Origin of the sequence: Rhodococcus sp. IEGM 1330 (genome assembly GCF_033142445.1) — a bacterium.
Taxonomy (GTDB): domain Bacteria; phylum Actinomycetota; class Actinomycetes; order Mycobacteriales; family Mycobacteriaceae; genus Rhodococcoides.
This window is the reverse complement of the sequence record NZ_JAWLSB010000008.1, coordinates 133,226-159,301: the sequence shown is the minus strand read 5'-3', so window position 1 is coordinate 159,301 and position 26,076 is coordinate 133,226. Positions and strand designations below refer to the sequence as shown.

Genomic DNA, 26,076 nt, shown 5'->3' with positions numbered 1-26,076 from the left:
GAACTACTCGACGGCGTCTCGACTCCCCGAGTCATCGGACGACAGGACTGTCGAAGAGCCCGTCGGCGCGTTCCTGACGTCCATCGGTGTGGCGGGCTCCCGGGGTATCGGCCCGAAGGCGACACTCGAATTGCGTCCTGCTTCGAGATCGCCATCGTCAGTAGTTGCAGAGGATTGGCCTGTTCGGGTTGGATAACGATTACGAGCAAGATGGGTTGAGTTGCAGGACTTTTGAGTGGCAGGAGACGGTGGCTTGTCAGCCGGTGAGCAACGGCTCTCTCAACGCAGTTTCCCGGATGATGCCGGGCACACCGGAACTAGACTCGCCCCAGGGTAGACGCACTGCCTCGTCGAGCCGCGCGCTGTCGATCAATCGACCTGTAGCGGTTGCGAGAACGTGTGCTGCGAAACGTGGTGGCACAGCGTTTCCAACTTGCTGTCCGATATCTCCACCGCGCCAGGGGAAGTCGGAAGGAAATGTCTGCAAGATACCCGCTTCGGGGAGTGATAGACGCGATTGTCGTCCGTCCGGGAACTGCAACCTGTTGCGGGTGATTTTCCCGGTCACGGTTGCGGCCGGCTGGTCAGCGCTTCGTCGTCCACGATTTTTGGGATCACCACCGCTGCCGTAGTTCGAAATGACGGTGAATTCGTCATTACGATTGAGGGCATCAGCCATCGACACCCATCCGAGCAGATGTGATTCGCCCGGACGCAAAGTTCCCTTGTGATACGCCTGGTGGGTCTCCGTGGGGAGCGCAGCTTTGCCATTTCGGCGCGCGATCAACACCGCTCGCCTGCGCGTTTGCGGCACACCGAACTGTTCGGTGCGCAGAACGTCGTGACAAACGTCGTAACCGTTGGCTGCCAAAACGCGGCCGATCGCTTTCCAGACAGGCAGGACTGCTGGTACCTGCTCAAGGACGATGGATTCGTATGGGATGCCTTGTCGAAGGGCTTGCATTGCCCATCGAAGTGGTTCGACCACCAGGCCGGTTCGCTCATCGTGAAGAGCACGAAGTCGTGCTGCTATATCCTTCCCGCTGGCGAGCTCGTCTACCAATCCGAGCACGGTATCAATGGCCTTACGGCCGGTTCCGGAACCGGCGATGGTGAACGTCTGGCACGGGGGCCCACCTGCAAGCACTTTGGCACCAGGGAAGTCGTCGGGGCCGAATAGGCGAACGTCGCCCTGTATGGTGCGCAGTCCGGCTGCCATCCTCGTCTCGCATGCGCGCGGATCGAGCTCGATCCCGCACACCGATAGACCCAGCCATGACGCGCCGACGTCTAACCCGCCTGGCCCCGCGAAGAGGTCTACGACGTCAAGGTCTGCGTCGAGTGATTCGGGCATGTGTCGATGTTATCCCGCTGGCGTCCACTCAAGTGCCTTCGACAAGCAGTCGAGTGTTTTGCTCAAGCAACACGGGAAAGTTCAACGTCCGTACAGATTGCCGCCTCGCAAGGTAGAAGTGGACATAAGCGATAGCTGTCTTGGAACAAGGGGTTGTTCGGGTTTGGTTGTTTTGGACGAAGCACAACGCCGCGTGGTCACTGCGCCTGCTGAGGCGCGGCTAATGGTGGAAGCCCCGGCCGGGTCTGGCAAAACCGAGGTTGTCGCGTCTCGTATCGCGTATCTGGGAGCCGACGAGGGTCTGTCGGCGACAGCGGAGATCTTGGTGTTGAGCTTTTCCCGTGCAGCCGTTCATGCAGTCCGAACGAGAGTGTCGGAGGGCGAGAGAGTAGAGGCGAACGTACGCACATTCGACTCCTTCGCGTCGCAGCTCTTGCTTGATTTCGACATCGAACCGCTGAGCTCGTACGACCAGCGAATCAGGCAGGCCACCGCAGCACTTACAGCACTACAAGACCCGCCAGACCTGATCGCGGATCTGGCTCATGTCTTCATCGACGAGGTCCAGGATCTCGTCGGGGATCGTGCCGAGTTCGTCCTGGCTGTACTGGCGCACCTGGATGCGCACGCGGGCATCACTGTGCTGGGCGATCCGCTACAAGGAATCTACGACTTCGTCCTTGACGACTCAAGCAGCGCAATGAGCTTTGACGCATTCTTCGACGCGCTCTCCGGGGAGTTTGGCCTCCAACGCTTGACTCTTGAGCACAACTACCGTGCGAGAGGTGCAGACTGTATTCGTCTTGCCAATGTGGTGAGAGGACTTCGTCTGGAGACGGACCCGAGTTGTGCTCTCGATTTACTTGACGGCTTCGAAGGGTCACTGCCGCAGGTGGATCAGCCATCGGACTGGAAGTTTTTGGAGTATTACCTTGGGCGGACAGCAGTGCTGTGTCGAAGCAATGCAGAAGTTCTGCGCATTTCCCGATCGATGGTTGATCACGGTATTCGCCACGTGGTAAGGCGGCCGGCGCGGTCATCTGGTGCTGCGCGTTGGATCGCTCCTGCTTTATGCCGCCTCAGCGGTCCGATCGTTGCGCAGTCGGACGTCGAGTCCGCACTTCGCATCCAGCTCGATGAGCTTAATGCGGAGAACGCCTGGTACCTCCTCAAGTCGGCGGAGGGCCGATCTCGGAATTACAAGCAGATTGACCTTGGCCGCCTGCGGGCGAAAGTTCGTTCTGCGGCTATGCCGATCGCCCTGACGCAGGGGGACGACCTGGAAATCATCGTCTCGACGATCCATCGTGCCAAGGGACTGGAGTTCGATAACGTGGTAATAGTCGAGTCGACTGTGGGCTTCGAGGAAGAGCCATGGGCTCAAGTTCGCCGAAGGTACGTTGCCCTCAGCAGGGCGCGAGATTCAATTGCTTTAACGCGCCTGCCCCAGGCGGGGTCGTCGATTCGTGAATTCGATTGGCTCGCAAACCGTTTACAGGAGAGAGTAGGAAGGTCGGGTCAAACGCGAGCTCGGGCGATGGAGTTTTGCCCGGCCGATGTCTACAGTGACCGACCTTCTGCCGGAGATGAAGTCGACGCACGTGCCGTACAGCAAATACTCGAGGCGGCGCTACCGGGCGTCGCTGTGGAGGGCACACTAGATACTGCCCTGTCCGGTGTGAACCACCCGATCTATACGCTAAGGATTGACGGTGCGCCCATCGGCCGGACGGCGGACGAGTTCGGGCATGCGTTCGCTTCGCTCTTCAGGATCAAGCAGGGTTTCTGGCCCGCCGAGCTCGTCGACCTGACGTTGGCGTCGGTCGAGACCACCGCTGGAGATCCGCGCTTCACCGAGGAGGCCGGTCTCGGTCCTGGGGGATTCTGGCTGGTCCCACGAGTAGTCGGACTGGCAAAGCCGTTATGGGACGTCATGGAGGAAGCGCGATGAACGAGCAAGATGCACTCGACGAAAAGTATAGGTTTCGCGAAGACATGGTTGATGCCCTGGTGGCCGACCTCGTCGGTCCGGCAGATGGAGATCGCGAGCACGTTGGTGAAGCTCCACTGAGCAGATACGTTATTGGTGCCCTGTGGCCGCGAATTTCCGATGATGACGATGACATCAATGAGTCGATGCAGAAGTCGTCAGCCGAGCCTGATAGTGCTGAGTCTGACTCAGAGGGCACGGATGATGGCAATCCGGTTGCTCAGGCGCTAGCTCGATTTCCGTCATCGATGGGGATGACGTTTTCCGTACGTGCCTCAGCGGGCCACGTTGTGATAGCTAGTTCCGCGGCGCGGTATGAGCAGCCGATCGATGACGATCAGGTCGCTCAAGATTGGGTCCGAGTCCCATCAAAAATAGAGCCGGTTGTTCAACAATTGGCTAAACCTGGGGTGCACCGGCGCGAGGTTGCCGACGGGCTAGAGCTCTATTGTTACGTGCGACCCGCCAGGAACGGTATCGTCACGCTATCTGTGGCTCTCAACAACACACATGTCGCCCTTCAGGGGGACATGCGTGACGCCATTTCCTGGTTTCAGGTCGGAATTGAAGCGCGAACCCAGAACGCAGACATCGTGGACCGCTCGTCACCCGGAAACATCGGGCATGACGCTGACTTGGATAGTGCTGCACTGATGTATCGTCATGCCTACACCTTTGCCATCGGTCACGGATGTGCCGCCGATTGGGAGCTGGGCGCGATCGACAGCGGCGCGGTTCCCCACGTAGCAACGACCTTCATTCCGACGCATGAGGTCCACCGAGCGCGTCCGGGTGCGTTGGAGGGCGTCGATCTTCGGATGTCGAGTCTCGCGGACCAGTCGTTGGACAAAGTCACCGCGAGCCTGAGAAGCCTGACCGGACAGTACCGCGAGTGGATCGACAACCTCGCGCAAACTATCGCATCGGGTGCCGCATCAGTGTCTGAAGAGCTCGCGCCGGTCGCTGCTGGTCATATTGCCGAGATGCGACGCGTCGCAGACCGTATCGACGCGGGCATACGCCTGCTGGAGGATGACGAAACGGTCTACAGAGCTTTCAAACTCGCGAATCGCGCGATGCAGCTGCAGCGCGCTCGGCAGGACTGGGTCCGTTCGGGTGCGAAGCCTGGTGAGTTGACCGACGGATCGGCCGCAGCATGGCGACCCTTCCAGATTGCGTATGTGCTTCTAAATCTTCCAGGTATTGCTGATCCCAAGCATGAAGACCGTGACGTCGCCGACCTGCTGTGGTTTCCGACGGGCGGCGGCAAAACGGAGGCGTACCTCGGCTTGGTCGCGTTTGTCATCTTCCTGCGTCGCATTAGGAGTTCGTCCGCGATAGGTGTGGCCATCATCATGCGTTATACGCTGCGACTGTTGACAATTCAGCAGTTCGAGCGCGCTTCGATGCTGATGTGTTCACTGGAAACAATTCGGAGGGACAACGCGTATCTTGGGTCGCGCGGGTTCTCGATCGGGCTCTGGGTCGGTGCGGGCGCTACACCGAACAGCGTTCGCGAGGCGCGAACGTCCCTGAATAAGTTGGCGCGGAACGAGACTTTGATCGAGAAGAATCCCGTCCAGCTGACCCAGTGCCCCTGGTGCGGAGCAATCATGGACCACGAGAACTACTCTGCCCCAAGAAATCCATATGATCACCTGATCATTGCATGCGGTACGTCGACGTGTGACTTTAAAGACGGCCTGCCGGTGCATGTAGTCGACGAGGACGTCTACCGTGAGCGTCCGGAACTCGTTCTCGGAACCGTCGACAAGTTCGCGATGATGGCGTGGAACGAGAACGTCGGAAAGTTGTTCGCGCGGGACGGTCAGGGCACACCCCCGGAGTTGATCATCCAAGACGAGTTGCATCTGATTTCGGGGCCCCTCGGGTCGATGGTCGGTCTCTACGAGACAGCCGTCGATGCTGCATGCACAGTCACGTCGCTCGACGAGGAGTCGAATCGCGCTCGGCCGAAAGTCATCGCTTCCACTGCGACGATCCGTCGTGCCGACAAACAGATCGCTTCGGTATTCGCACGCAAAGCGGCACTTTTCCCGCCGCCTGGTATCGACCCTGATCAATCCTTTTTCGCTGAACCGTCCACAAAGGAGGAGCTGGGGACGCGTCGGTACGTCGGAATAATGGCGTCAGGGACCAGTCACGCGACGCTCCTAGTCCGCACCTACGCAGCCCTTCTGCAGGCTGCGAAGGACGTCCCTGGTAGCGACGAGACGCGAGACCCCTACTGGACGCTGCTGGGATACTTCAACAGCCTGCGAGTGCTCGGTAGCGCGAACCTTCAAGTCGAGGGTGACGTGCGGGAGCGACTGGGCGTTGTAGCCGGACGCAAGGGCACGGAGAAGCGCGAACTTAAAGTCGTGAACGAGCTGACTAGTCGTGTTGCGTCGTCCGAGATCCCTGAGCGCCTCAAGGCGTTGGAACGACGGCTCGGCGGCGCTAACCCGCCGGACGATGTGGTGCTCGCGACGAACATGATCTCGGTAGGCGTAGATATCGACCGACTTGGCCTCATGACGGTGATGGGACAGCCACAGGCGAGTGCTGAGTACATCCAGGCCACCAGTCGCGTCGGCCGTCAATACCCTGGACTCGTAATAACCATTTTCAATTCGGCTCGGTCGCGTGATCGCTCGCATTACGAAAGCTTTCGCCCCTTCCACCAGGCTCTCTACCGCGCCGTTGAAGCGACCAGTGCAACGCCGTTTGCGGCGCGTGCCCGAGATCGGGGATTGCACGGTGTCCTTATTTCTATGGCGCGTCTATTGATCCCAGGGTTGTCCGGCAATGGGTCTGCATATCTAGCCGACGTTAACTGGGATGACTTGACGAAGGTTGTTGCGCTGATTGAGCAGCGTGTGACCATGGTTGAGGGTGACGAAGCAGACGACACGGCGGACGAGTTGGGGGATCTGCTCGACATTTGGTCCGACGCCGGCCAGGCGCGGGAGTACATGAAGTACCAGAACAAGGAATTGGAAGCCGCGCTGATGGTGCGACCCGAGGACGCCTTGACGAACGACGAGATCGAATACTCGCAGCGCGAGGTCCCGTGGCCGACGTTGCAGAGCATGCGCGACGTGGACGCTGAAAGCAGTCTCTATCAGATCCCAATGAAGAGGAAGCCATGAGCACCGCCGACGCGAAGGCACGCCGCAGCCAATTACTCAGCACCTACGGTATCGGAGGGTTGTTTCCTTCCGAGACGTCGAGTTTTATGATTGTAGGTCTCGATTTTTGGAACGAAGACCGAGCTCCGGTGATAAGCGAGCCCAGGTTGGCCCGGTCACTCGGTGTCAAGGAACTCAAGTCGCCACCTGCAGGAGGCCGTAAAGATGTTCCTGTGGTGCGGTTTCCACAAACGCAGATCTGCCCAGGATGCAGGCGAATCGGCAGCGCGGCCGACCTGGGTGGTGATTGGAATGCGTCGCAATGTAAGTGCAAGGAAGGGCGAGCCGGGGTAGCCCTGTCCCCGTTCCGTCTCATCACCGCATGCACGCGTGGCCACATCAACGAGTTCCCGTTCTACAACTGGTTGCACGCAGGTCATGCCACAACACCCGGCGACAAGCACTACATGAAGATGGTGTCGTTGGGTCGGACTTCATCTCTGGATGATCTGGTCCTCGAATGCAGTTGCGATGTACCGCGCCGCTCACTTGATGGTGCCTCACAGGGTCACGCGATGAAGGGAATCTTGTCGTGCAAGGGTCTGCGCCCGTGGCTCGGGGCGGATCATGCCGAAGTGTGTGACGAGACACCGAGAGTGTTACAACGGGGTGCATCGAACGTATGGTTCCCGGCGGTGCGATCAGCGATATCGATTCCGCCGTATTCCGAGGCACTCGCGAAATTCGTAAACAAGCACTGGGTTTCACTTGAGGACCCTGCCACTGTCAACGATGCACTGATGGCCAAAATCGCCAAGGATTCCCGCGGCCGATTTACCGTCGCGCAAATAGCCGCGGAAGTCGAGCGTCGCCGCGGCGAGCAGAACGGCGACGCAATCGGCGAGGAACAGCTCCGTCAGCAGGAATTCGGTGCACTGATAGACGGTCGTGATGCGACAAGAGACGAGTCGGATTTCGTCTGTGAGAAGACTGTTGTCGATGGGGATTTCGACGGTGACGTTCCCAGCATCATCACGGATTTGCGGAAGGTCACTCGCCTACGCGAGGTACGGGCTCTGTACGGGTTCTCTCGACTGACCGGTTCAACTGATGCGGACACTTTGTGCACTCTGTCCGGCGAGCCCAAATACTGGTTGCCGGCGATCGAAGTCATCGGCGAAGGAATCTTCCTGGCGATGGACCGGCAAGCGCTGAGCGACTGGGCAGGCGACAAGTTCGCTCAGAAGCGGCGCCATAGCCTCCAGAAGGCAGCCAATCGTCAGGCGGAGGCGTTTAAGAGGCCGCCCATCACGGTCGACATAGCCAAGGTTGCCTTGCACACCTTCGCTCACGTCCTCATCGACCAGCTGTCGCTCGATGCTGGTTACCCGGCGTCGGCTCTGCGGGAACGGCTGTTCGTCGACGAGGAGATGGCAGGAATCCTGGTTTACACCGCGAGCTCGGACTCGGCGGGCAGCTTGGGCGGTGTCGCATCGCAAGCCGATCCGGAACAGTTCGCAAAGGCGATCAGCGAAGGTCTGACTCGCTTGTCGTGGTGCTCTTCCGATCCTGTCTGCATCGAGTCGACCGCATCGGGAACCGATGCGCTCAACCTCGCGGCGTGCCATGCATGTGTTCTGGCCCCGGAGACGTCGTGCGAGTTGAACAACACCCTGCTCGATCGTGCACTGTTGTTCGGTACGCACGAGGAAGACGAAGAGGATGCGGGGTTGTTCAGCGAATTCCTCGCACGGGCATAACTGCCAAACAGACCCAGGGGAGTAGGCGACACGGTGGCAGATATTGCCGCGGGAGAACGAGTGATCGTTCGCGATGAAGAATGGCTGGTCCGGTCCGTCCGGTCTACCGAGTTCGACGGGGCTCGGGTCGAGGTGACGGGGGTCAGCGAACTCGTTCGCGATCTCGATGCGGTCTTCTTCGACCACCCCGAGCTCGACGACATCCAGCGCCTCGATCCGAAACACGGCACCCTCGTTGCCGATACCTCGCCGGGATTCCGACGCACCCGGCTCTGGCTTGAGTCGGTCCGTCGGGGTAGCCCGATCCCCAGTGCCGACACCCGCATCACGGTTGGCCATCGCGCCCTGCTCGATCGCATGGACTACCAGCTTCGGCCGGCTTCTCAGGCTCTACAGAATCTGCGACCACGCATCTTGATCGGCGACGCGGTCGGCCTGGGCAAGACGCTCGAAATCGGAATCCTTCTGTCCGAACTCATCCGACGTGGACGCGGCGAGCGCATTCTGGTCGTGACGCCGCGCGCTGTCCTCGAGCAGTTTCAGCAGGAACTGTGGACCAGGTTCGCCATTCCCCTGATCAGACTGGACTCGGATGGCATTCAGAAGGTCAAACGAGACCTGCCCGCGTCACGTAACCCGTTCAGCTATTACAAACGGGTCATCGTCTCGATCGACACCCTGAAGAACCCGGCCAGGTACAAGCACCACCTCAAGAATCAGCACTGGGACGCCGTGGTGATCGACGAGTGCCACAACCTCATCAACCGCGGGACGCAGAACAACGCACTCGCGAAGTTGCTCGCGGAGCAGACCGATGCCTTGATCCTGGCCAGTGCGACACCACACAACGGCAAGCCGGAGTCATTTGCTGAGCTGGTCAACTTGCTAGATCCGACAGCGATCGCAGATCACGACAAGTACTCGGCGAAAGACATCGAGCATCTGTACGTGCGACGCCACCGGAATTCGCTGGATGTGAAGCTCGACGTGGCACACAAGTGGAAAGAGCGTTTGCAGCCGGAGGTCGTCGGAGTCGAACCGACCCCAGCAGAGCTGGACGTGCTGCGCGAGCTGGAATGTGTCTGGCTGCATCCCGACGGGCCATCGGTCATCACCGGGCAAGGGAGGCAACTGTTTCCGTGGACGCTGTACAAAGCGTTCCTCTCATCGCCCAAGGCGCTGCGTGCGAGCGTCGGCAGACGCCTCAAGAACGTTGACGAGAAGGGGCCGGAGGCGAAGGCGCTCCGACGCCTCGACGAGCTGGCAATGGCTGCCGACAAGGGCGCTCCCGCCAAGCTCGACGCGCTTATCCGCCACCTTCAGAAGATCGGAGTCGGCAAAGACTCCGACACTCGTGTCGTGATCTTCTCCGAGCGCATCGACACCATCGACTGGCTACACGACGAGGTCAGCAGGCGACTGAAGTTCTCCGGCAAGCCGACAGCTGACTTGCACCCGGTCGAACTCCTGCACGCGGGTTTATCCGACCAGAAAATCCAAGCGGTCGTCGAGGGGTTCGGGCAGAGCTCGTCGCCCATTCGAGTGCTGGTGGCCTCGGATATGGCTTCGGAGGGGCTGAACCTCCACAAGGAGTGCCACCAGTTGGTCCACTACGACCTGCCATGGTCGTTCATTCGCATACAACAGAGGAATGGTCGTATCGATCGCTATGGCCAGCTCCACCGACCGCAGATCACCGCACTGGCTCTTGCCGCCGAAGCCGACGCCGATGTCACCGACGACCTGAACGTGGTGACGAAGCTTCTGCGGAAAGAAGACGAAGCGAATCGAGCTCTCGGCGATGCAGGCGCGCTCCTCAACCTCCATGACTCGGAGATCGAAGAAGCCAAGGTGATGGAGGCGATCCGACAAGGAAAGGACATCGACGACGTGGTCCCCGAGGCCACACCGGCCAAGCTCAATCCTTTTGCGGCGTTGATGGCCACCGGCGGCGAACACCGTGCCGACACGTCTCCCGAGACAGCGGAGCTGTCGACATTCTTCGAGGACGACGACAACTACCTGACCGATGAGCTCGCGGACATCAGTGGCGGCAAACGCGGGCCGGATATGGAGATCGAGCGCGACGCCGACAATGATTTCATCGCGTTCAGGCCCCCTGACGATTTGATCAATCGATTCCGCGATCTGCCGCCTGACTACCTCGACGAACAAGGCATCGCCGAGCGACTGCGGCTCACCGGCAGCAAGACGTTCGCACAAGGACGGTTGACTCGTGCCCAGAAGGCAAAAAAGACATCCTGGCCCGACGTGCATTTCTTGGCACCGATTCATCCTGTGCTCGACTGGGCCGGTGATCGCGCTGTGGGTCGATTCGGCCGGAACGAGATCCCGGTCGTCGCAGGCGACGTGGACGAACCCTATTTCTTGACTCAGGCGGTCTGGTCCAACGACGCAGGCAGCCCGGCTATCGCGCACTGGGGTGCCGTCGGTGGGCTACCGGGTGATCCTGATGTTCGTGACTTCGACGAGATCGTCGACGTCGCGGGCATTCGTGAAGGCGCGACAAACCCGGGGGTCAACAACGAACTCCTTGGAGATCTGCAGAAGAACGTTGCGGGGGCAGTCGATGCTGCGACAGCACATATTCGTACTCGACGAGACGACTTCGAGGTCGAACTCCTCGAACGAGTGGACCAATACCGCGCCAGCCTCAAAAGCTGGGAGCAAACTGCCTTGACGGTGGTCACCGAGACCGGCGCGCGGAAGAACACGCGACTGGACATCGAAAAGACCGCCGATGCCTGGAGTGCGATCATCGATTCACTTGCGGCCTCGGGCGATCCGTTCGTACGGGTCGTCGGCGTCATCATTCCGAAAGCGAGGGCCTGAGTCGTGTTCGATTCGATCCACAACGCCAACGACTTCTTGTCCGAGCATTGGCTCGCGGAAGTTTTCCCATCGAAGTTGAAGGACCTCGCCAAGGGTTGGAAGGAACGTGCCGAACAGGACAAGCCGACGCCGCTGCGAGGTCTGTCGTCCATTGCCGGCGCTTACCTGAAGGAACTTGCCGACCTCCCTCCAGTTGGGGCATCGGAGTATCCGAGCCGAGTGACAGAGGTCCATACCGGGTTGCTCGCAGCGGTCGGGTTCCAGGCTGCCGCGACAACAATTGAAACGCTGCAAGCGAATACACCCATCGATGTGCCCCTTCTGGCACGTTTCCCCAGCACCAGTACGACGGACTCGCTGCACATCCTGCAGGCGGTACCTGTCGACAGCGTCGATGCGCTCCTTGGAGGCGATGCGGAGCTCATCGAGCCGTTCCGAATCCACGTCACCAGTCAAAAGATCGAGGAGGTGACGTCGGTGGCTGACGCGGTGACGCAGTTGTTCGTGAGCGACGACGCACCTCGGTACCTGCTGGTCGTGGCCGGAGGTGTGGCGCTGTTGACCGACGTCGCACGGTGGGCAGAAGGCCGGTACCTCGGCTTCGACATTGCGACCGCGCTCGACCGTCGCGACGTCAAGGCCGCAGGCGAACTCGCCTACCACGCCGGATTGTGGTCTTCGGATGTGCTGCTGCCGGATGCAGATGGCCAGACCGAACTCGATCACTACACCGAAGACTCTGAAAAGCACGCGGTCGGCGTCAGCGAGGACCTCCGGGAGGGACTCCGCATCTCGATCGAGAAGATCGCGAACGAGGTACTGACCCGCAGGCGTGCTGCGGGCCTGCAGGTCGAGGGCGTGCCCGAATTGCCGCGCGACCTGACCACGCAGTCGCTCCGGTTTCTGTATCGAGTCCTGTTCTTGCTCTTCGCCGAAGCTCGACCAGAACTGGGCGTTCTGCCCGTGGGCACCCCCGAGTACGAATCGGGTTATGGCCTTGATCGCCTCCGGGAGATGGTGCAGGTGCCGTTGGCCGGAAGCTCGGCCGAGGGCCACCACTTGCACGAGTCACTCGATCGGCTGTTTCGCCTTGTCAACACCGGCCACAACGCAGGCCGCGCGAGCACCGATGCCTTTGTATTCGAGCCGCTTCGGTCGGATCTGTTCGATCCTGAAGAGACGCCCCTCATCGACGGTGAGGGGATGCGGCTCAGTAACCGGGTACTGCAAGAGGTGCTGAACCTTTTGCTCCTGTCCAAGCCGTCAAAGAACAAGAACAGGCAACGCGGATACATCTCTTACGCGCAGCTCGGCATCAACCAGCTCGGTGCCGTGTACGAGGGGCTGATGTCTTACTCGGGGCTGATCGCCACCGACAACATGATCGAAGTGGCCAAGGACGGAAATGCCGACAAAGGTTCCTGGCTGGTGCCGTCGACGAAGTCCGCCGAGTACGACGAGAAAGATATCGTCTGGCGCGAGGATCGACTAACGGGCCGAAGGGACATAGTCCGTCATTCCAAGGGCAGCTTCGTATTTCGTCTGTCCGGTCGAGACCGGCAGCGCAGCGCCTCGTACTACACACCGGAAGTACTTACGAAGTGCGTAGTGAAGCATGCACTTGCCGAACTGATCACCGCTGAGACGACGGCCAGCGAGATTCTCAAGTACCGCATTTGCGAGCCCGCCCTCGGCAGCGGTGCGTTTCTCAATGAAGCTATTAATCAGCTTTCGGGCGAGTATCTGAACCGTCGGCAAAATGAACTCAAGGAGCGAATCAAGCCGGAAGACTACACGACTGAGCTTCAGAAGGTTAAGGCGTATCTAGCGCTGCACCGCGCTTACGGCGTTGACTTGAATTCGACCGCAGTCGAACTTGCTGAAGTGTCCCTGTGGCTTAACGTGATGCATCCTGGACTGCAGGCACCATGGTTCGGGCTGCACCTTCGGCGCGGCAACTCACTAATCGGAGCCCGCCGCGCCACCTATGACTTCACCTCGCTTGGTCGAGCCAAAAAGAGCTGGCTGAAGACTCCGCCTATCGATCGGCCACTGTCCGAGGGCGGAATCGGCGATGGAGAGATTCACCACTTCCTTCTCCCTGCCGACGGTTGGGCCGCAGTCGCTGATGCCAAACAAGCGAAAGAATTGGCGCCTCAGGCGGCTCAGGCCCTGATGACCTGGCGTAAGTCGATCACCAAGAAGCCCGACGCGAAGCAACTCAACCGTTTGCGGTCCTTGGCGACGCGCGTCGAGCGACTGTGGGCGCTAGTTCTTCGGCGGCTTGAGATTAGCGAGCAGCAAATTTCGCGACAGATCGACGTGTGGGGCGCTGAATCGTTGTCGATTGCGCATGCGGTCGACCGCGTCAAAGTCGAACAAGAGTTGCACGACCCGGAAGGTCCCTACGAACGGTTGCGTCTCGCAATGGATGCGTGGTGCGCACTTTGGTTCTGGCCCGTTCTCGAGTCGGCGGAAGACAACAGCGTCGAACAAGCGGGACCACCTGACCTGAACGAGTGGATCCTCACCTTGGAGGAGCTTCTCGGTGCCGCGGGATTGCACACGGTGGACAGTGCGCAAGGCACGTTCCAGGACCTGGCCAATGGGTTCGAAGAACTTGCACTGATCGATGACCAAGATCGAGAGTTCTCCGGAATGCGCCGGATCCCTGAACTGCTTACGCGACATCGATGGCTTGGTACTGCACGATTAGTAGCGCAAGAACAGGGATTCTTCCACTGGGACTTGAGCTTCGCGGCTGTCTTCAGTCGGGGTGGCTTTGACCTTCAAGTCGGCAACCCGCCGTGGGTTCGGCCGGACTGGTGGGAGTCAGAAGCCTTGGCGGAGGCGGACCCGTTTTTCCTTTTGGAGGGAAATATCTCCGAAAGAGAATTCCATTTGCGTCGCGAAGAATTGTTAAACGACTCTGATGTAAAAGAAATTTACCTGTCAGATCTCGGGCGTTGGGCAGGAACCAGTTCAGTCCTCGGCTCAGAGGTCGTCTATCCGTTCCTTCGGGGTTTGCGTACGAACCTCTATACAAACTTCATCGAACAGGTTTGGCGTAACTGTAGTGCGTCTGGCGTTTCGGGTCTGATTCACCCGGAGAGCTTCTTTAGCGATCCAAAGGCTGCGAAACTTCGACAGGAGGCATATGTCCGTTTGCGGCGCCATTGGCAATTTTCTAATATGTCAAACTTATTTGAAGACATCAGTAATAAGGTTCTTTATGGTGTGCATATTTACTCCAGTCCAAAGCCGGTTTATTTCCTGCAGATCGTAGGAGTACTAGACCCGCTAACAATCGACGAATCAATGACTCACGACGGTCATGGAGAGATTCCTGGAATCCAGTATCCTCACGGCGGCTGGGACCTACGACCACACAGATCGCGAATTACAGTGGTAGACGACCGCGCATTGAAGGATTGGGCGCGGCTGTTCGATCCTGCCGGAACTCCAGCACGTCAAGCGCGTTTGATGCGTCCTGCGTCCAAAGAGCATCTAGAGATTTTGTCACGTATCTCATCAAGTGAGACCCGCCTGTCAGACCTCGGCTTCAAATGGTCAAGCTTGTGGAATGAGAAGATTGCAAAGCAGGACGGAAATATCGAATGGCGTTCCGACCATCCAGCTTCGTGGGATGAGGTTATCTTACAGGGGCCTCATTTCACGGTCGCCAACCCGTTGGTGAGGGAACCGAACAACCCTTGTAGATCCAATAAGGATTGGGCGTTACTCGATCTTGATGGGCTACCCGAAGCCATAATTCCCCGCACAAACTATCAAAGATCTACGGGCCGCGATGTTTATGTGGGTGGTATCCCGCAGTGGGGGGGTCACTCGGCCACTGATTTCTGGAGGCTAGCGTGGCGCGACATGACCCAGCCGGGTCTGGAGCGTTCTCTGCATTGTGCGCTTATTCCGCCGGGAGCATCGCATGTTCACACCGTCAGGTCCATGAGTGTCTCACCCAGTCACGGCCTAAATAGTTGGGAGCCTACTGATAGAGAGTCCTTGCGCCGTACTGCGCTGGTGTGCGGGCTGTGGTCCTCTCTGCCGTACGATTACCTCGTAAAAATTAGCGGAACATCGGCAGTGAATGTAGAAATGATGAAACGAGTCCCGGCCCCCACCGACGATGTCTTGGCGATCAACCTGCTTCTTCGGACGTTGCGGCTCAATTGTCTTACCTCCGATTACCATTTCCTATGGGAATGGCTTTACGAGTCTGGCTTTGAAGCGGACCGGTGGACGGCTCCGTTTAAATGGCTGACGAACCCGCTTGAAAATCTGTCCCGAACCTGGTCATGGATGACCCCGCTTCGTACCGATCTTGAACGTCGTGCTGCGCTGGTGGAGATCGACGCACTGACAGCACTGATGCTGAAGTTGTCTGCCGAACACCTTGCCGTCGTATTTCGTACTCAGTTCCCGGTATTACGCAAGTATGAGTACGCGATGTATTTTGATGCGAAGGGTCGGAAGATCGCACGTGATCATCACGCTCAAGGAGTTCTGCAGCAGGCAGATGACTTCAAGCTCCTGCAGGCGTGGGTGGACGGCGAAGACTACGGCGATCTCCTTGACCGCTACACCCCGTTTGAGCCGGACGAGGATCACGAGCACCCCTGGTTCTACAAGCCGGATCGCGAGGCCGAGATGCGTGCTGCCTACGCCGACTTTGAGCAGAGACTTGCCGAGGCATGACAGTTCACGAACCCACGTTTCCGTCTCTCCTCGCTGAGGAGACGCGTAACTCGATAGTCGAGTATCTGTCGACGACTTTCGCGTTGTCGGACCCGACGGCTCAGGTTGCACTGCGTGGCTTCCTGGCCAGCCCGGAGACGGGAATTTTTCGTGGCCCGTACGTGAAGATCCGAACGCCCTACCAATCCGTTGGCCAAGGTTGGCAGTCCCCGCTTGACTGGCTTCCTCAAGGGTTCAGACCTTTTCAGCACCAAGCTGAGGCCTTTCAGCGGTTGTCGACGAAGGGCAAGCCTGCGCAGCCCACAATTGTTACAACAGGTACGGGCTCGGGCAAAACCGAATCGTTTTTGCTTCCACTTCTCGATCACGCACGACGAGCTGCGGCCCGCGGCGAAACGGGTATAAAAGCGATCATCTTGTATCCGATGAACGCTCTGGTCACCGACCAAGCGCGCCGGCTTGCCGAGTACATTCACGACGATCCTCGTCTTGCGGATGTGACTGCAGGCGTCTACATCGGTGGTAACGGAAAGCGTCGGCGCTCGACGCAGCACGCTCTCATTGACCACCGAGACACGTTGCGGCAAAACCCGCCTGATGTCCTGCTCACCAACTATCGGATGCTCGACCTGCTGTTGCTGCGCGCGGCTGACGCAGGCCTGTGGTCAGATGCCGCGACCAGCCTTCAATATCTGGTTCTCGACGAGTTCCATACGTACGACGGCGCTCAAGGAACTGACGTCTCCATGTTGCTCCGCCGTTTGGGTGCCAAGGTGGGAGTTGCGGGCGAGGGAAGGCCGCTCGGCCGCGTGACGCCGGTCGCCACGTCGGCGACGCTGGGAGGTGGCTCGCGAACGGCCGAACTTCGTGCGTTCGCCGAGACCGTATTCGGGACGCCCTTTGACGCCGAATCGCTAGTCACCGAGACCGCGTTGACCGCTATCGATGTTGTTGGCGACGTCGACTTCACGCTCGAGATCCCGACGGTCGGCGACATCCTGAACACACCGACACCAAAATCGTCCGACCCTCAATCATGGGTGCCGTTGGCAGAAGCTGTCCTGAATGCGGCAGGTCACCCTGTAAACGGGAAAGGCCCGGACTTCACCGACCCCGTGGTGGTGGGCGAGAGTCTTCGAAGACATTTCCTCACCAGGGTGGTGATCGACGTGTTGGGCGGTTACCCTCGGTCCATCACCGATGCCGTGGCGGGGATCGCGCAAGCGGGCATCCTGCCGTGGGGAGTCCACAACACCTCTCGGCCAGAAGAAGTTCAGGCCGCCTTGTTGAAATTCCTGGCCTTGCTGTCGGTCGCGCGGGTACAGGATCCGCACGGCACGATCCGGCCGTTGGTGAATGTCCAGGTACAGGTATGGGTTCGCGAGGTCAGCAGATTACTTCGCGCCGTGGCTCCGGAACCAGAATTCCACTGGTGGCACGACGGTCCCAGCGAAGGACCACCGACGCTGCCCGCGGCCTATTGCCGGGTATGCGGTCGCGCCGGATGGATGGCAGCAACCACTGAACTCGGCGACAGCCTCTCCGGGGAACCAGTAGCAGTCTGGCGCAACAGCGCTCGACCGACGTCTCGAGGGAAGACGCGCGTGCTGCTCGCTGCTGACGCTGCCGAAAACGGCGTTTCGCATCTCGATCCGGAGACTCTCGAAGTGCAGCCCAAGCCAGGCGATGGGTTGCTGCCGGTGCACGTGTCGGCGACAGCTGAGGACGCCGCGAATGAGGTGTGCCCGTCGTGCGGGGCGCGTAACGCGATCCGATTTGTGGGCTCGAGCGTTGCCACGCTGCTGAGCGTCGGATTGACGACCGAGTTCGGTTCGAGCGTGCTGGCCGATGACGAGAAGAAGACGCTGGTGTTCACCGACTCGGTCCAGGATGCCGCTCACCGGGCGGCATTCATCGAGGGCCGCGCATTCGCGTTCAACTTCAGGTCCGCGATGTTCCGGTCCGTGAGCGCCGGTCGAATTGACCTCGCCGCCGTTGCCGAACGCCTCGCGACGAGCACCTCGACCGACGATCTCTATGCGATCACGCCTCCCGACTTCGCCCGCCGCCTTGCGGTCGATGCCGACTGGCTCGACCACGATTCTGGTGGTGGACTTCGTTCACTACTCGCAATGCGATTGGCCTTTCAAGCGCATCTGGAGGCGGGACTCAATGCACGCACCGGTCGTACTCTCGAAATCACGTCGGCTCTGTCGGTGGATGTCGATGTCGATCTGACGTCATTCGGCGAGCACAGCCGCGAAGCGCATCAGAATCTCCCGCAGCTCAGCTTGGCCAGCTCGTTGCAGAGCAGTCGCTATGAGCCGTGGTTACTGGGTCTGCTCGATCACCTCCGCGTTAACGGCGGGATAGTTCATCCGTGGCTGCACACTTACATCAAGGAAGAAGGTAAGCGCTGGTCGATCTGGGGCGGGAGTCCCGATGGCATGACCAAATTCCCCCGAGGCCGGCCGGCGCCATCGTTCTACACGACGGGCGTCGCCGGCGACAGCGACCTCCAGTCACTCAATCCGCGCGGCGAATCCTGGCTCACTGACTGGACGAAGCGCTGCCTCGAAGTCACGCCGAGTGAGGCGCGGGCGTTGCTCACCGCTGTCGTCGATCAGCTTGCGAACGCCGAAGGACCACTGCAACGACGCTCAGGCGAGCGCGGTGCGCACATCTACGGATTGGACCCTGCAGCTGTACTCCTCGACGACACCGACGTCGCCCGTCTGGAATGTCCTGTGTGTCATCACGTCCAGCCATCCGCTGCATCCCGCATCGCGATCTGGGAAGGTGCGCCATGCCCACGGATGCGATGCACCGGCCGACTCGGCGCCGTGGAGATCGAGCCCACGAACTTCTATCGCGATCTATACCGCAGCGGCAGGATCCGCCGCATTGTCAGCGCCGAACACACCGGACTCCTGGACCGAGACGAACGGGAGCTGGTCGAGGCTCGATTCAAAACCGGTGGTTCTGCCTCGGATCCCAACATTCTAGCCTGCACTCCGACACTGGAACTCGGCATCGACATTGGTGATCTGAGCACAGTTGCTCTCGCCTCGCTGCCGCGGTCAACGGCCAGCTACCTGCAGCGCGTAGGACGTGCAGGGCGGTCGACCGGTAACGCCTTCGTGCTCGCCGCGGTCCCCACTTCTCCACGCGACCTGTACTTCTTCGCAGAGCCCGAACACCTCCTCGCCGGCGAGGTCTTGCCGCCGGGCGCTTACCTCGACGCGACCGAGCTTCTGCAGCGCCAATATTTTGCGTTCTGCCTGGACAGGCTCGCTACGGGAACCATCTCGCTCCCGCAACCCATGCCCACCAGATTGGCCGAGTGCCTCGACGACGGCATGGCTGATGGCCACTGGCTGCGATCCGTGGTCGAGGAATGCATCGCCCAGTCTTCCGAACTCGCCTCTCAGTTCTTAGCGCTCTTCGGCGACCATGTCGGCGAGGACTCCCGCGTAGGCCTTCGCGTGTTCGCTGATGGCGGTCTCCGTACAGTCATTGCGGAGACGGCGGCACGGTGGGCGGGTGAGAGCGACGAGATCCGTTCGCGCCGTAATGAGCTGGCGAAGACGATGGACGAGATAGACAAGCACGGACATCTCGGCGATCTCGAGAAAGAAGATCGCAAGCGATGTGCCGGCGAATTCAAAGCTCTCAGCGATCAGCTCTACGAACGAAGCAAACTGGAGACGTTAACCGGCTTGTCGGGCGTGGGGCTCTTGCCGAACTACAACTTGCTGGACGATTCGACGACTCTCGACGTTCACCTGTGGTGGACCACCGGCACCGCACCTGGTGGCAAGCCGCAGGCCGAAGCGCTGGATCTCACCTACGAGCGGGGGAGCTCAACCGCGCTAACCGAACTCGCGCCCGGTGCTTTCTTCTATGCCGGGGGCAAGCGCGTCGAGATCGACGCGGTGGACATCGGCCCGTCATCCCGACCGCACTGGCTCGCCACTCGCCTGTGCCCTGACTGCGGTTGGGGGACAACCGATTCAGCTCCGGTGTCAGCCTGCCCGCGGTGCCATTCCGCGGCGGTGTCGGACTCCGGCGCCGTGCACGACGTACTCGAACTACGAAAAGTGTCCGCGGTACATCGCCTTGATGACGTCCTCATCGACGAGGAAGCCGAAGACCGCGCACGAACCTTCTTCAGCACAACCACGAGCGTGGACATCGATCCCACGACGATCACCAAGGCCTGGCGACTGAAGGACAAGGCATTCGGTGCCGAGTATGCGCGGATGGCGGTGGTCCGCTCCATCAATACCGGGCTCGGCGACGCGCCCGGAGAGGACGTCACGATCGCGGGCGAAACGAATAACGCCGCCGGCTTCACGACGTGTGCGCACTGCGGCGTCGTCGTACGTCGAGCGTCCGCAACTGCCGACGCCCGACATCGTGGGTATTGCGCGACGCGTCGCGGCACCTCCGAGAAGTGGACTCGGCTGTTGCTCTCCCATGAGCTCAGTACGCAGGCTGTCCGACTACTGCTCCCGGTGTCGTTGCTGCACTTCGAGACGACCCTTGCCTCGTTCAAAGGTGCGCTGTTGTTGGGGCTTCGAAAGGACTTCGGTGGAGATCCCCAGCACCTCTCGGTGGTCGCTTCGAGCATGACCGACTCTGCAGGGGCAATCCGTCGGTTCCTGGTACTTCACGACACAGTTCCAGGCGGTACCGGTTACCTTGACCGCTTCGGTGAGTCCGATCGCCTGCAGCACATTCTCGTGCTGGCGCATGAGGCCTTGGCTCAGTGTCCGTGCCGCACCGAAGAGCGCGCCGCGTGTCATCGTTGCCTGTACGGGGTGCTCTCACCGCGAGAGATGCCGAATGCGTCACGTGACTCGGCTCTACGCTTGTTGGATGAGTTCCTGGCGGAATGGGACGTCGAAGAAATAGACACCGTCACCGGCGTGGATATCGGGTCGGTACAGCTCAGTGAGTTAGAGATTCGTTTCCGCGAGGCGTTGAAACTACATCTCGACCAGCGAGATGGTGCGTCTTTCGAGGTATCGATCGGCGCGAAGGGCGAAGAACTCGACCTCCGTCTACCCGGGGGTGGAGGCGAGGTGCGGCGCTGGCGTATGCGTCCGCTGGTGCAGGTCGTCGAACTCGGCGTCGCGACCGAGCCCGATTTCCTGCTGACCCGAGTCGACGCGCAAACCGCGGATGTTGCAATCTATCTCGACGGCAAGCAGTTTCACGCGAGTGTCGAGAACAATCGAACAGCGGATGATGCTTTCAAGCGGGACGCCTTGCGTCGAGCTGACAAGCGTGTCTGGTCGATCTCGTGGGATGACGTTGCGGTGTTCGAGAGTATTTCGGCCAAGCTGACAAGCCCCGAGATGCTTCACCACCACACGAAAAATGTTGTCGGCGAGACCATGTCCGACACTCGAGTCAGATACATGTGGGGAAACCCGATTACTTTCCTGATCGAGTATCTCGCAGACCCAGATGACGACGTGTGGGGTGCCGGAGCGGTTCAGACCACTCTTGAATTAGTCCCGGCATCCCCAAAGCATGGGCGCGCTGCGCCCGTTCAAACTACGGGTGCTCAGTTGGGCGCAGCGCTCGTCGCACTTGCTGAAGGGCTAACTCCACCCGCAGATGCGAGCGGCACGATCATGATCGTCCCGCGCCACGGACTGACTGGTCTCCCGATGTGGATCTGTGCGGACACTGCTGATCACGAGCGTTCCCTTGGTGTGCTTTCCGTTCTAGACGATTCGGAAGCCGCGATCGGTGGACTTGACCACGACGCGCACTGGCGTGACTGGCTCCGGTGGTCCAACGTCTTCCAGTTCTTGACGATGCCGGTATATGGCACCGTGATGCCCCGGCGAATGGCCGCTATCTGGACTACCAGATCACTGGGGGAATTGGTCTCACAGCCGGTACCGCTTGCCGGTGCGGGCAGCGACCTGTCCGAGGCCGGACTCGAAATGCCTGCGGACTGGACACTCGTCGCAAAATACGTGGATACATCCCTAGCCGAACTGATCTGGTCGCTGGTGCAGCGAGGAGTAGCTGCGCCGGAGTCAGGGCTTGAGGTCGGACGGGTCGACACGGTCTGGCAAGTCGAGATGGCCTGGGAGGATTCCAAGGTGGCTGTGGTGGTCGACGCCGATAGCGAACGCGAGAAGTGGTTGGACGACCACGGGTGGGCCGTCGTGAGTATCGATGCGGGCAGAGACACGAAGTCGACAGCAGCGGAGCTCGACGCATTGATCATCAAAGGAGTGAGATGACCGTTCAAGTTCTCATACACAAACAGTTCGAGGATTCCTACGACCGACTAGACGGGAGCATCCGAAACCGGGTGCTCAACTTCATGGTCCGACTTCAGCGAGAGCCCGAGTCTCCAGGTCTCGATCTCAAGCATCCGCAGGGTGCCCAGAGTCACGTACGTACCGCGAGGGTTACCGACAACTACCGTGCGGTTCTGGTCACCTCGGGTGCAGACGGTGACACGGAGCTGCTATCGCTGATAGCAGTCAAGAAGCACGACGACGCTTATGAGTTCGCGAGCACTATTCGTCTCGAGGTGAATACGAAGACCGGCGCGGCCGAGTTGTATCAGCCCGCCCTACTGCAGGCGGCGATGGAAAGTGCTCCGACGACGGCTAAGAATTCCGAACCAAGGTTTCTTCCCAGTAGCGTGCGCCAACTGGATCTTGAACGGTTCGGTATAGCCCCTGACATTGCCGAGAAACTGGTCTCGGTGATCGGCGAGAAGCCGTTCCTCGCAATCGCTGGTGCGCTCCCCGATACGCAAGGTAGCGCCTTGCTCGACCTTGCGTTCGGGAAGAGTCCCGATGAGGTGTGGCAGGACTATGGCATCGACAACGTCGGGGCGATCGATGTTGATGATGTTGAGAAGGCGTTCCAGCGACCCATTACCAGGCTCAATTTCACTGCGGCGGCGGCTGACAATGAAGATGAGCTGCGTGCAGTGCTCGAAGGTGATTTTGCGAAGTGGCGAGTCTGGTTGCACCCATTGCAGCGGACCCTGGCCTACCACCACGGGTGGAATGGGCCGTATCGAGTCACCGGCGGAGCGGGCACAGGCAAGACGGTGACAGCCATCCACCGGGCGCGTCATCTTGCGGAGGGTCTCGATTCGGCTGGTCCGTCGTCGAAGGTCTTGCTCACAACGTTCACACGGAACTTGGTAAGGGCCATCGAGGCTCAGCTCGTCGAATTGGCTGGCCCAGGTATCTTGGGAAAGGTTGATGTTCTCAACGTCGACTCCTTAGCGCGATCAATCGTCGCGGCAAGTGAACCGGGCCGGGTGCTGGTTCAAGGTTCGACAATCGTTCATGAGAGCGCCGATCGAGTCTTGGAGCTGTGGCGAAGTGCCAGACAATCGGCATCTGGTAGCTGGGAACCGGAATTCCTAGCCGATGAATGGTCTTTGGTGGTGCTGGGCAACGCGATCCAAGACGAAGCTGGCTACCTTCGGATTCCGAGGAGTGGGCGCTCACAGAGACTGAGTCGGCCTCAGCGCGCCGACGTGTGGGTAGCGGTCGAGCAGTTTCAGAGGCTGATGCGCGCCGATAAATTGATCACGTTCACCGAACTCGCGGCACGTGCCGCAGCTGCCCTGGCGGGCGACCCATTGCTTCGAGCCTCGTTCGACTACCGCCATGCAGTTGTCGACGAGGCTCAGGACCTGCATCCCGCGCACTGGAAGATGTTGCGGGCTCTGATTGAGCCCGCTTCCGACGACCTCTTCATCGTCGGCGACGCACACCAGCGCATTTATGGTCGACCGACGCCCCTGTCTCGATTCGGGATCGAGACCAGAGGGCGGTCGCGACGGTTAACCATCAACTACCGGACGAGTCGGGAGATCCTGCGGTGGACGCTCGGTGTCGCGGATCCTGACGTAGACGACCTCGACACTGAGTCCGATACATTGCAGGGTGCCCGGTCGGTCTTCGGTGGGCCGGAGCCAGAAATAATCAGCTTCAAGAATTCGCAAGCGGAGAGCGCCGGCATCGCCGCGCTCGTGAAGAGCTGGTGTGCAGACGGATTAAGGGCATCGGACATTGCGGTTTTCGCCTACGAGAAGCGACACATGACAGAGCTGGTCGAGTCCCTAACTGCAGAGGGGCTGAAGAGCGCAATCGTTGGCCCTGACACGCGAGAAGAGAAGCTCGGCGACGTGGTCCGGGTAATGACGATGCACCGTGCCAAAGGGCTCGAATACAGAGGAGTGGTGTTGGGTCGAATGGGTGCGGCCGACTTTCCGCCTCGGTACGTCAAGAGCATGACCGGTGCAGCGAAGGACCGTGAACTGAAGAAACTTCGCAGCGTGCTCTATGTTGCCGGATCGCGTGCCCGCGAACGTATGGCGATAGCCTCCACAGGGCCCGTCACTGGCATCATTGGGGGCGAGAATGCAGGAGGATGAATCGGCCGCCGACAACTTGGCGGCGATAGAGCTCGACGCAGACCAAATGGCAATCGTCAATGCACCTGCGAATGCGCGCACCCTGGTCACCGCAGGTGCCGGACAAGGAAAAACCGAGGTCGTTGCGGCACGCGTCGACCACCTGGCGGCGAGTGAGGGGCTGTCGCCATCGGTCGAGATACTGGTCCTCAGCTTCTCGCGTGCAGCGGTGGCGGCGGTTCGACGAAGGACTGCGGAGCGTGACTCCGGAACACCACACGTTCGGACATTCGACTCCTTTGCGTCCTTCCTTCTGGGGGAGAACGACGTTGAGCTGCATGGTGGTTTCGATCATCGAATCCGAGAGGCCACGAAGCTCTTAAAAGGACAGGGAGATTTGGCGGGCATCGAAGACTTGCGTCATGTGATTTTCGACGAGGTACAGGATCTTGTCGGCGACCGAGCAGAGTTGGTTCTCGCGCTCTTGGGCAAGTTAGGTGATGAGGTTGGCTTCACAGCACTGGGTGATCCGTTGCAAGGAATCTACGACTTCACACTTGAGGAATCCCGCAGCAAGCGGACGTCAGACGATTTTCGTCATGAGCTAGTCGCTAAGTTTGGTGCAAGGGCATTGTCTCTGTCAGTTAACTACCGCGCTCAAGGTCTTCGTCCGAAAGATGTTGTGCGACTCGGTATCAAGATGCGTGATGAACCATCGAATACGACAGCGGCAGGACATCTTAAGAATCTGTCCAATACATTCCCGCACTCTGGGATCGTATCTGACTGGTCGTTCCTTTACGAACAGAACGGTAGTGTCGCGGTTCTTTGCGCGACGAACGGTGAGGTTCTGCGAGTTTCTAGGGTGCTCTCTACGCAGAATATCCGCCACGTCGTTCGCCGGAACGCTGAAGATTTCGGTGCGGCCCGGTGGATTGCCGATGTTTTCGACGGGATGGCCGGCCCCGAGGTTGCCCGGGGGGATGTAGTTTCACGTATCGAAGAGCAGCTCGAAGGCATTCTTCGGGACGAAGCTTGGTATCGACTGAAGGCTGCTGAGTCGCGGCCTCGTTCGATGGATCAGCTCAATCTGCACCGTATCCGCGGCCTCATCAGCGGGAGGGGTTTACCGTTGGAACTGACTGAACCGGATTCGGTAGATATCGTTGTGTCTACCATCCACCGAGCGAAAGGTTTGGAATTCGACAGCGTCTACTTTGTTCATCCGGACTGGGTGAAAGGAGACCCGGACGCTTGGGCCAGGTTACGTGAGCGGTACGTCGCGCTGAGTCGGGCCCGACATGATATTGCCGTCGTCGAGCTTCCGTCTGATTGGTCGTGGTTCGAGGACCATGAGGGGCGGCTGAGAGAGCGTAAGAAGAGCAAAAAGGGCAATCGCTACACCCGGGCCTTCGAAGTTAAATCTGATGATGCAGAGGTCGTCGGGGCAGCGGATACCGGCATTTTGGCAGCACAGGACGTCCAAGAGGCCCTTCGAGAGGTCGACCTCGGCACTCCCGTCACCGGAGTTGCAGAACCTGCGCTGTCCCATGGCAAGGACATTCCTGCTTTTGTTTTGACGACGAGCTCGGGGTCCGAAATCGGCATGACGGGAAAGCAGTTCGGGCGCTATATGAATTACGAATTCGGCTACCGATTCAAGGACGAAGGTTGGGACGGCATCACCATCGAGGGGATGAGACTCACGTCTGTGGAGACGGCTGCCGGGGACCCACGTTTAGGCGAGAGCGTGGGTCTCGGTCCCTCTGGTTTGTGGCTTATTCCACGGTTGGGTGGTCTAGTCGCACCAGTGGATAAATAATTAAGCATAGAATTCGGCCAAAACGATGGGTGTGTAG

General features: G+C 59.7%; 9 protein-coding genes. 8 read left to right on the top strand and 1 reads right to left on the bottom strand.

Going from position 1 to position 26,076, the window contains the following annotated elements; all coding sequences use genetic code 11:
- Window positions 1-256: 256 nt before the first annotated feature.
- Window positions 257-1,354 carry a DNA cytosine methyltransferase gene (locus R4P57_RS19000; protein ID WP_317804382.1) on the bottom strand — a complete coding sequence of 366 codons (1,098 nt, stop codon included), beginning with the start codon at window positions 1,352-1,354 and terminating at the stop codon, window positions 257-259.
- A gap of 163 nt (window positions 1,355-1,517) precedes the next feature.
- On the opposite strand from R4P57_RS19000, the gene R4P57_RS18995 reads away from it, so the two are divergent.
- From R4P57_RS18995 to R4P57_RS18960, 8 genes are read left to right on the top strand one after another with little or no spacing between them, the layout of a single operon-like run.
- A complete protein-coding gene (locus R4P57_RS18995; protein ID WP_317804381.1) occupies window positions 1,518-3,305 on the top strand; it encodes a UvrD-helicase domain-containing protein in 1,788 nt (595 codons plus the stop codon).
- Complete coding sequence (locus R4P57_RS18990; protein WP_317804380.1) at window positions 3,302-6,496, top strand: helicase-related protein; 3,195 nt, start codon at window positions 3,302-3,304, stop codon at window positions 6,494-6,496. The genes R4P57_RS18995 and R4P57_RS18990 overlap by 4 nt, the downstream gene beginning before the upstream one ends.
- Entirely contained in the window at window positions 6,493-8,235 is a 1,743-nt protein-coding gene (locus R4P57_RS18985) for a DUF1998 domain-containing protein (protein ID WP_317804379.1), read from the top strand. The genes R4P57_RS18990 and R4P57_RS18985 overlap by 4 nt, the downstream gene beginning before the upstream one ends.
- A gap of 60 nt (window positions 8,236-8,295) precedes the next feature.
- Entirely contained in the window at window positions 8,296-11,088 is a 2,793-nt protein-coding gene (locus R4P57_RS18980) for a DEAD/DEAH box helicase (RefSeq protein ID WP_317804378.1), read from the top strand.
- A 3-nt stretch (window positions 11,089-11,091) separates the two neighbouring features.
- Window positions 11,092-15,801: an Eco57I restriction-modification methylase domain-containing protein gene (locus tag R4P57_RS18975; RefSeq protein ID WP_317804377.1), complete on the top strand. Its 4,710-nt coding sequence runs from the start codon at window positions 11,092-11,094 to the stop codon at window positions 15,799-15,801.
- Window positions 15,798-22,070, top strand: a complete 6,273-nt coding sequence (locus R4P57_RS18970) for a DEAD/DEAH box helicase (RefSeq protein ID WP_317804376.1) — start codon at window positions 15,798-15,800, stop codon at window positions 22,068-22,070. Before R4P57_RS18975 ends, R4P57_RS18970 begins: the two co-directional genes overlap by 4 nt.
- Window positions 22,067-24,238: a UvrD-helicase domain-containing protein gene (locus R4P57_RS18965; protein WP_317804375.1), complete on the top strand. Its 2,172-nt coding sequence runs from the start codon at window positions 22,067-22,069 to the stop codon at window positions 24,236-24,238. Before R4P57_RS18970 ends, R4P57_RS18965 begins: the two co-directional genes overlap by 4 nt.
- Complete coding sequence (locus R4P57_RS18960; RefSeq protein WP_317804374.1) at window positions 24,225-26,039, top strand: ATP-dependent helicase; 1,815 nt, start codon at window positions 24,225-24,227, stop codon at window positions 26,037-26,039. Before R4P57_RS18965 ends, R4P57_RS18960 begins: the two co-directional genes overlap by 14 nt.
- Window positions 26,040-26,076: the final 37 nt, after the last annotated feature.

What these genes read in the sequence shown, in the direction of transcription:
- R4P57_RS18970 (WP_317804376.1), top strand. Translation starts at nt 15,798, where the DNA reads ATGACAGTTCACGAACCCACGTTTCCGTCTCTCCTCGCTGAGGAGACG.
- R4P57_RS18960 (WP_317804374.1), top strand. Translation starts at nt 24,225, where the DNA reads ATGCAGGAGGATGAATCGGCCGCCGACAACTTGGCGGCGATAGAGCTC.
- R4P57_RS19000 (WP_317804382.1), bottom strand. Translation starts at nt 1,354, where the DNA reads ATGCCCGAATCACTCGACGCAGACCTTGACGTCGTAGACCTCTTCGCG.
- R4P57_RS18985 (WP_317804379.1), top strand. Translation starts at nt 6,493, where the DNA reads ATGAGCACCGCCGACGCGAAGGCACGCCGCAGCCAATTACTCAGCACC.
- R4P57_RS18990 (WP_317804380.1), top strand. Translation starts at nt 3,302, where the DNA reads ATGAACGAGCAAGATGCACTCGACGAAAAGTATAGGTTTCGCGAAGAC.
- R4P57_RS18965 (WP_317804375.1), top strand. Translation starts at nt 22,067, where the DNA reads ATGACCGTTCAAGTTCTCATACACAAACAGTTCGAGGATTCCTACGAC.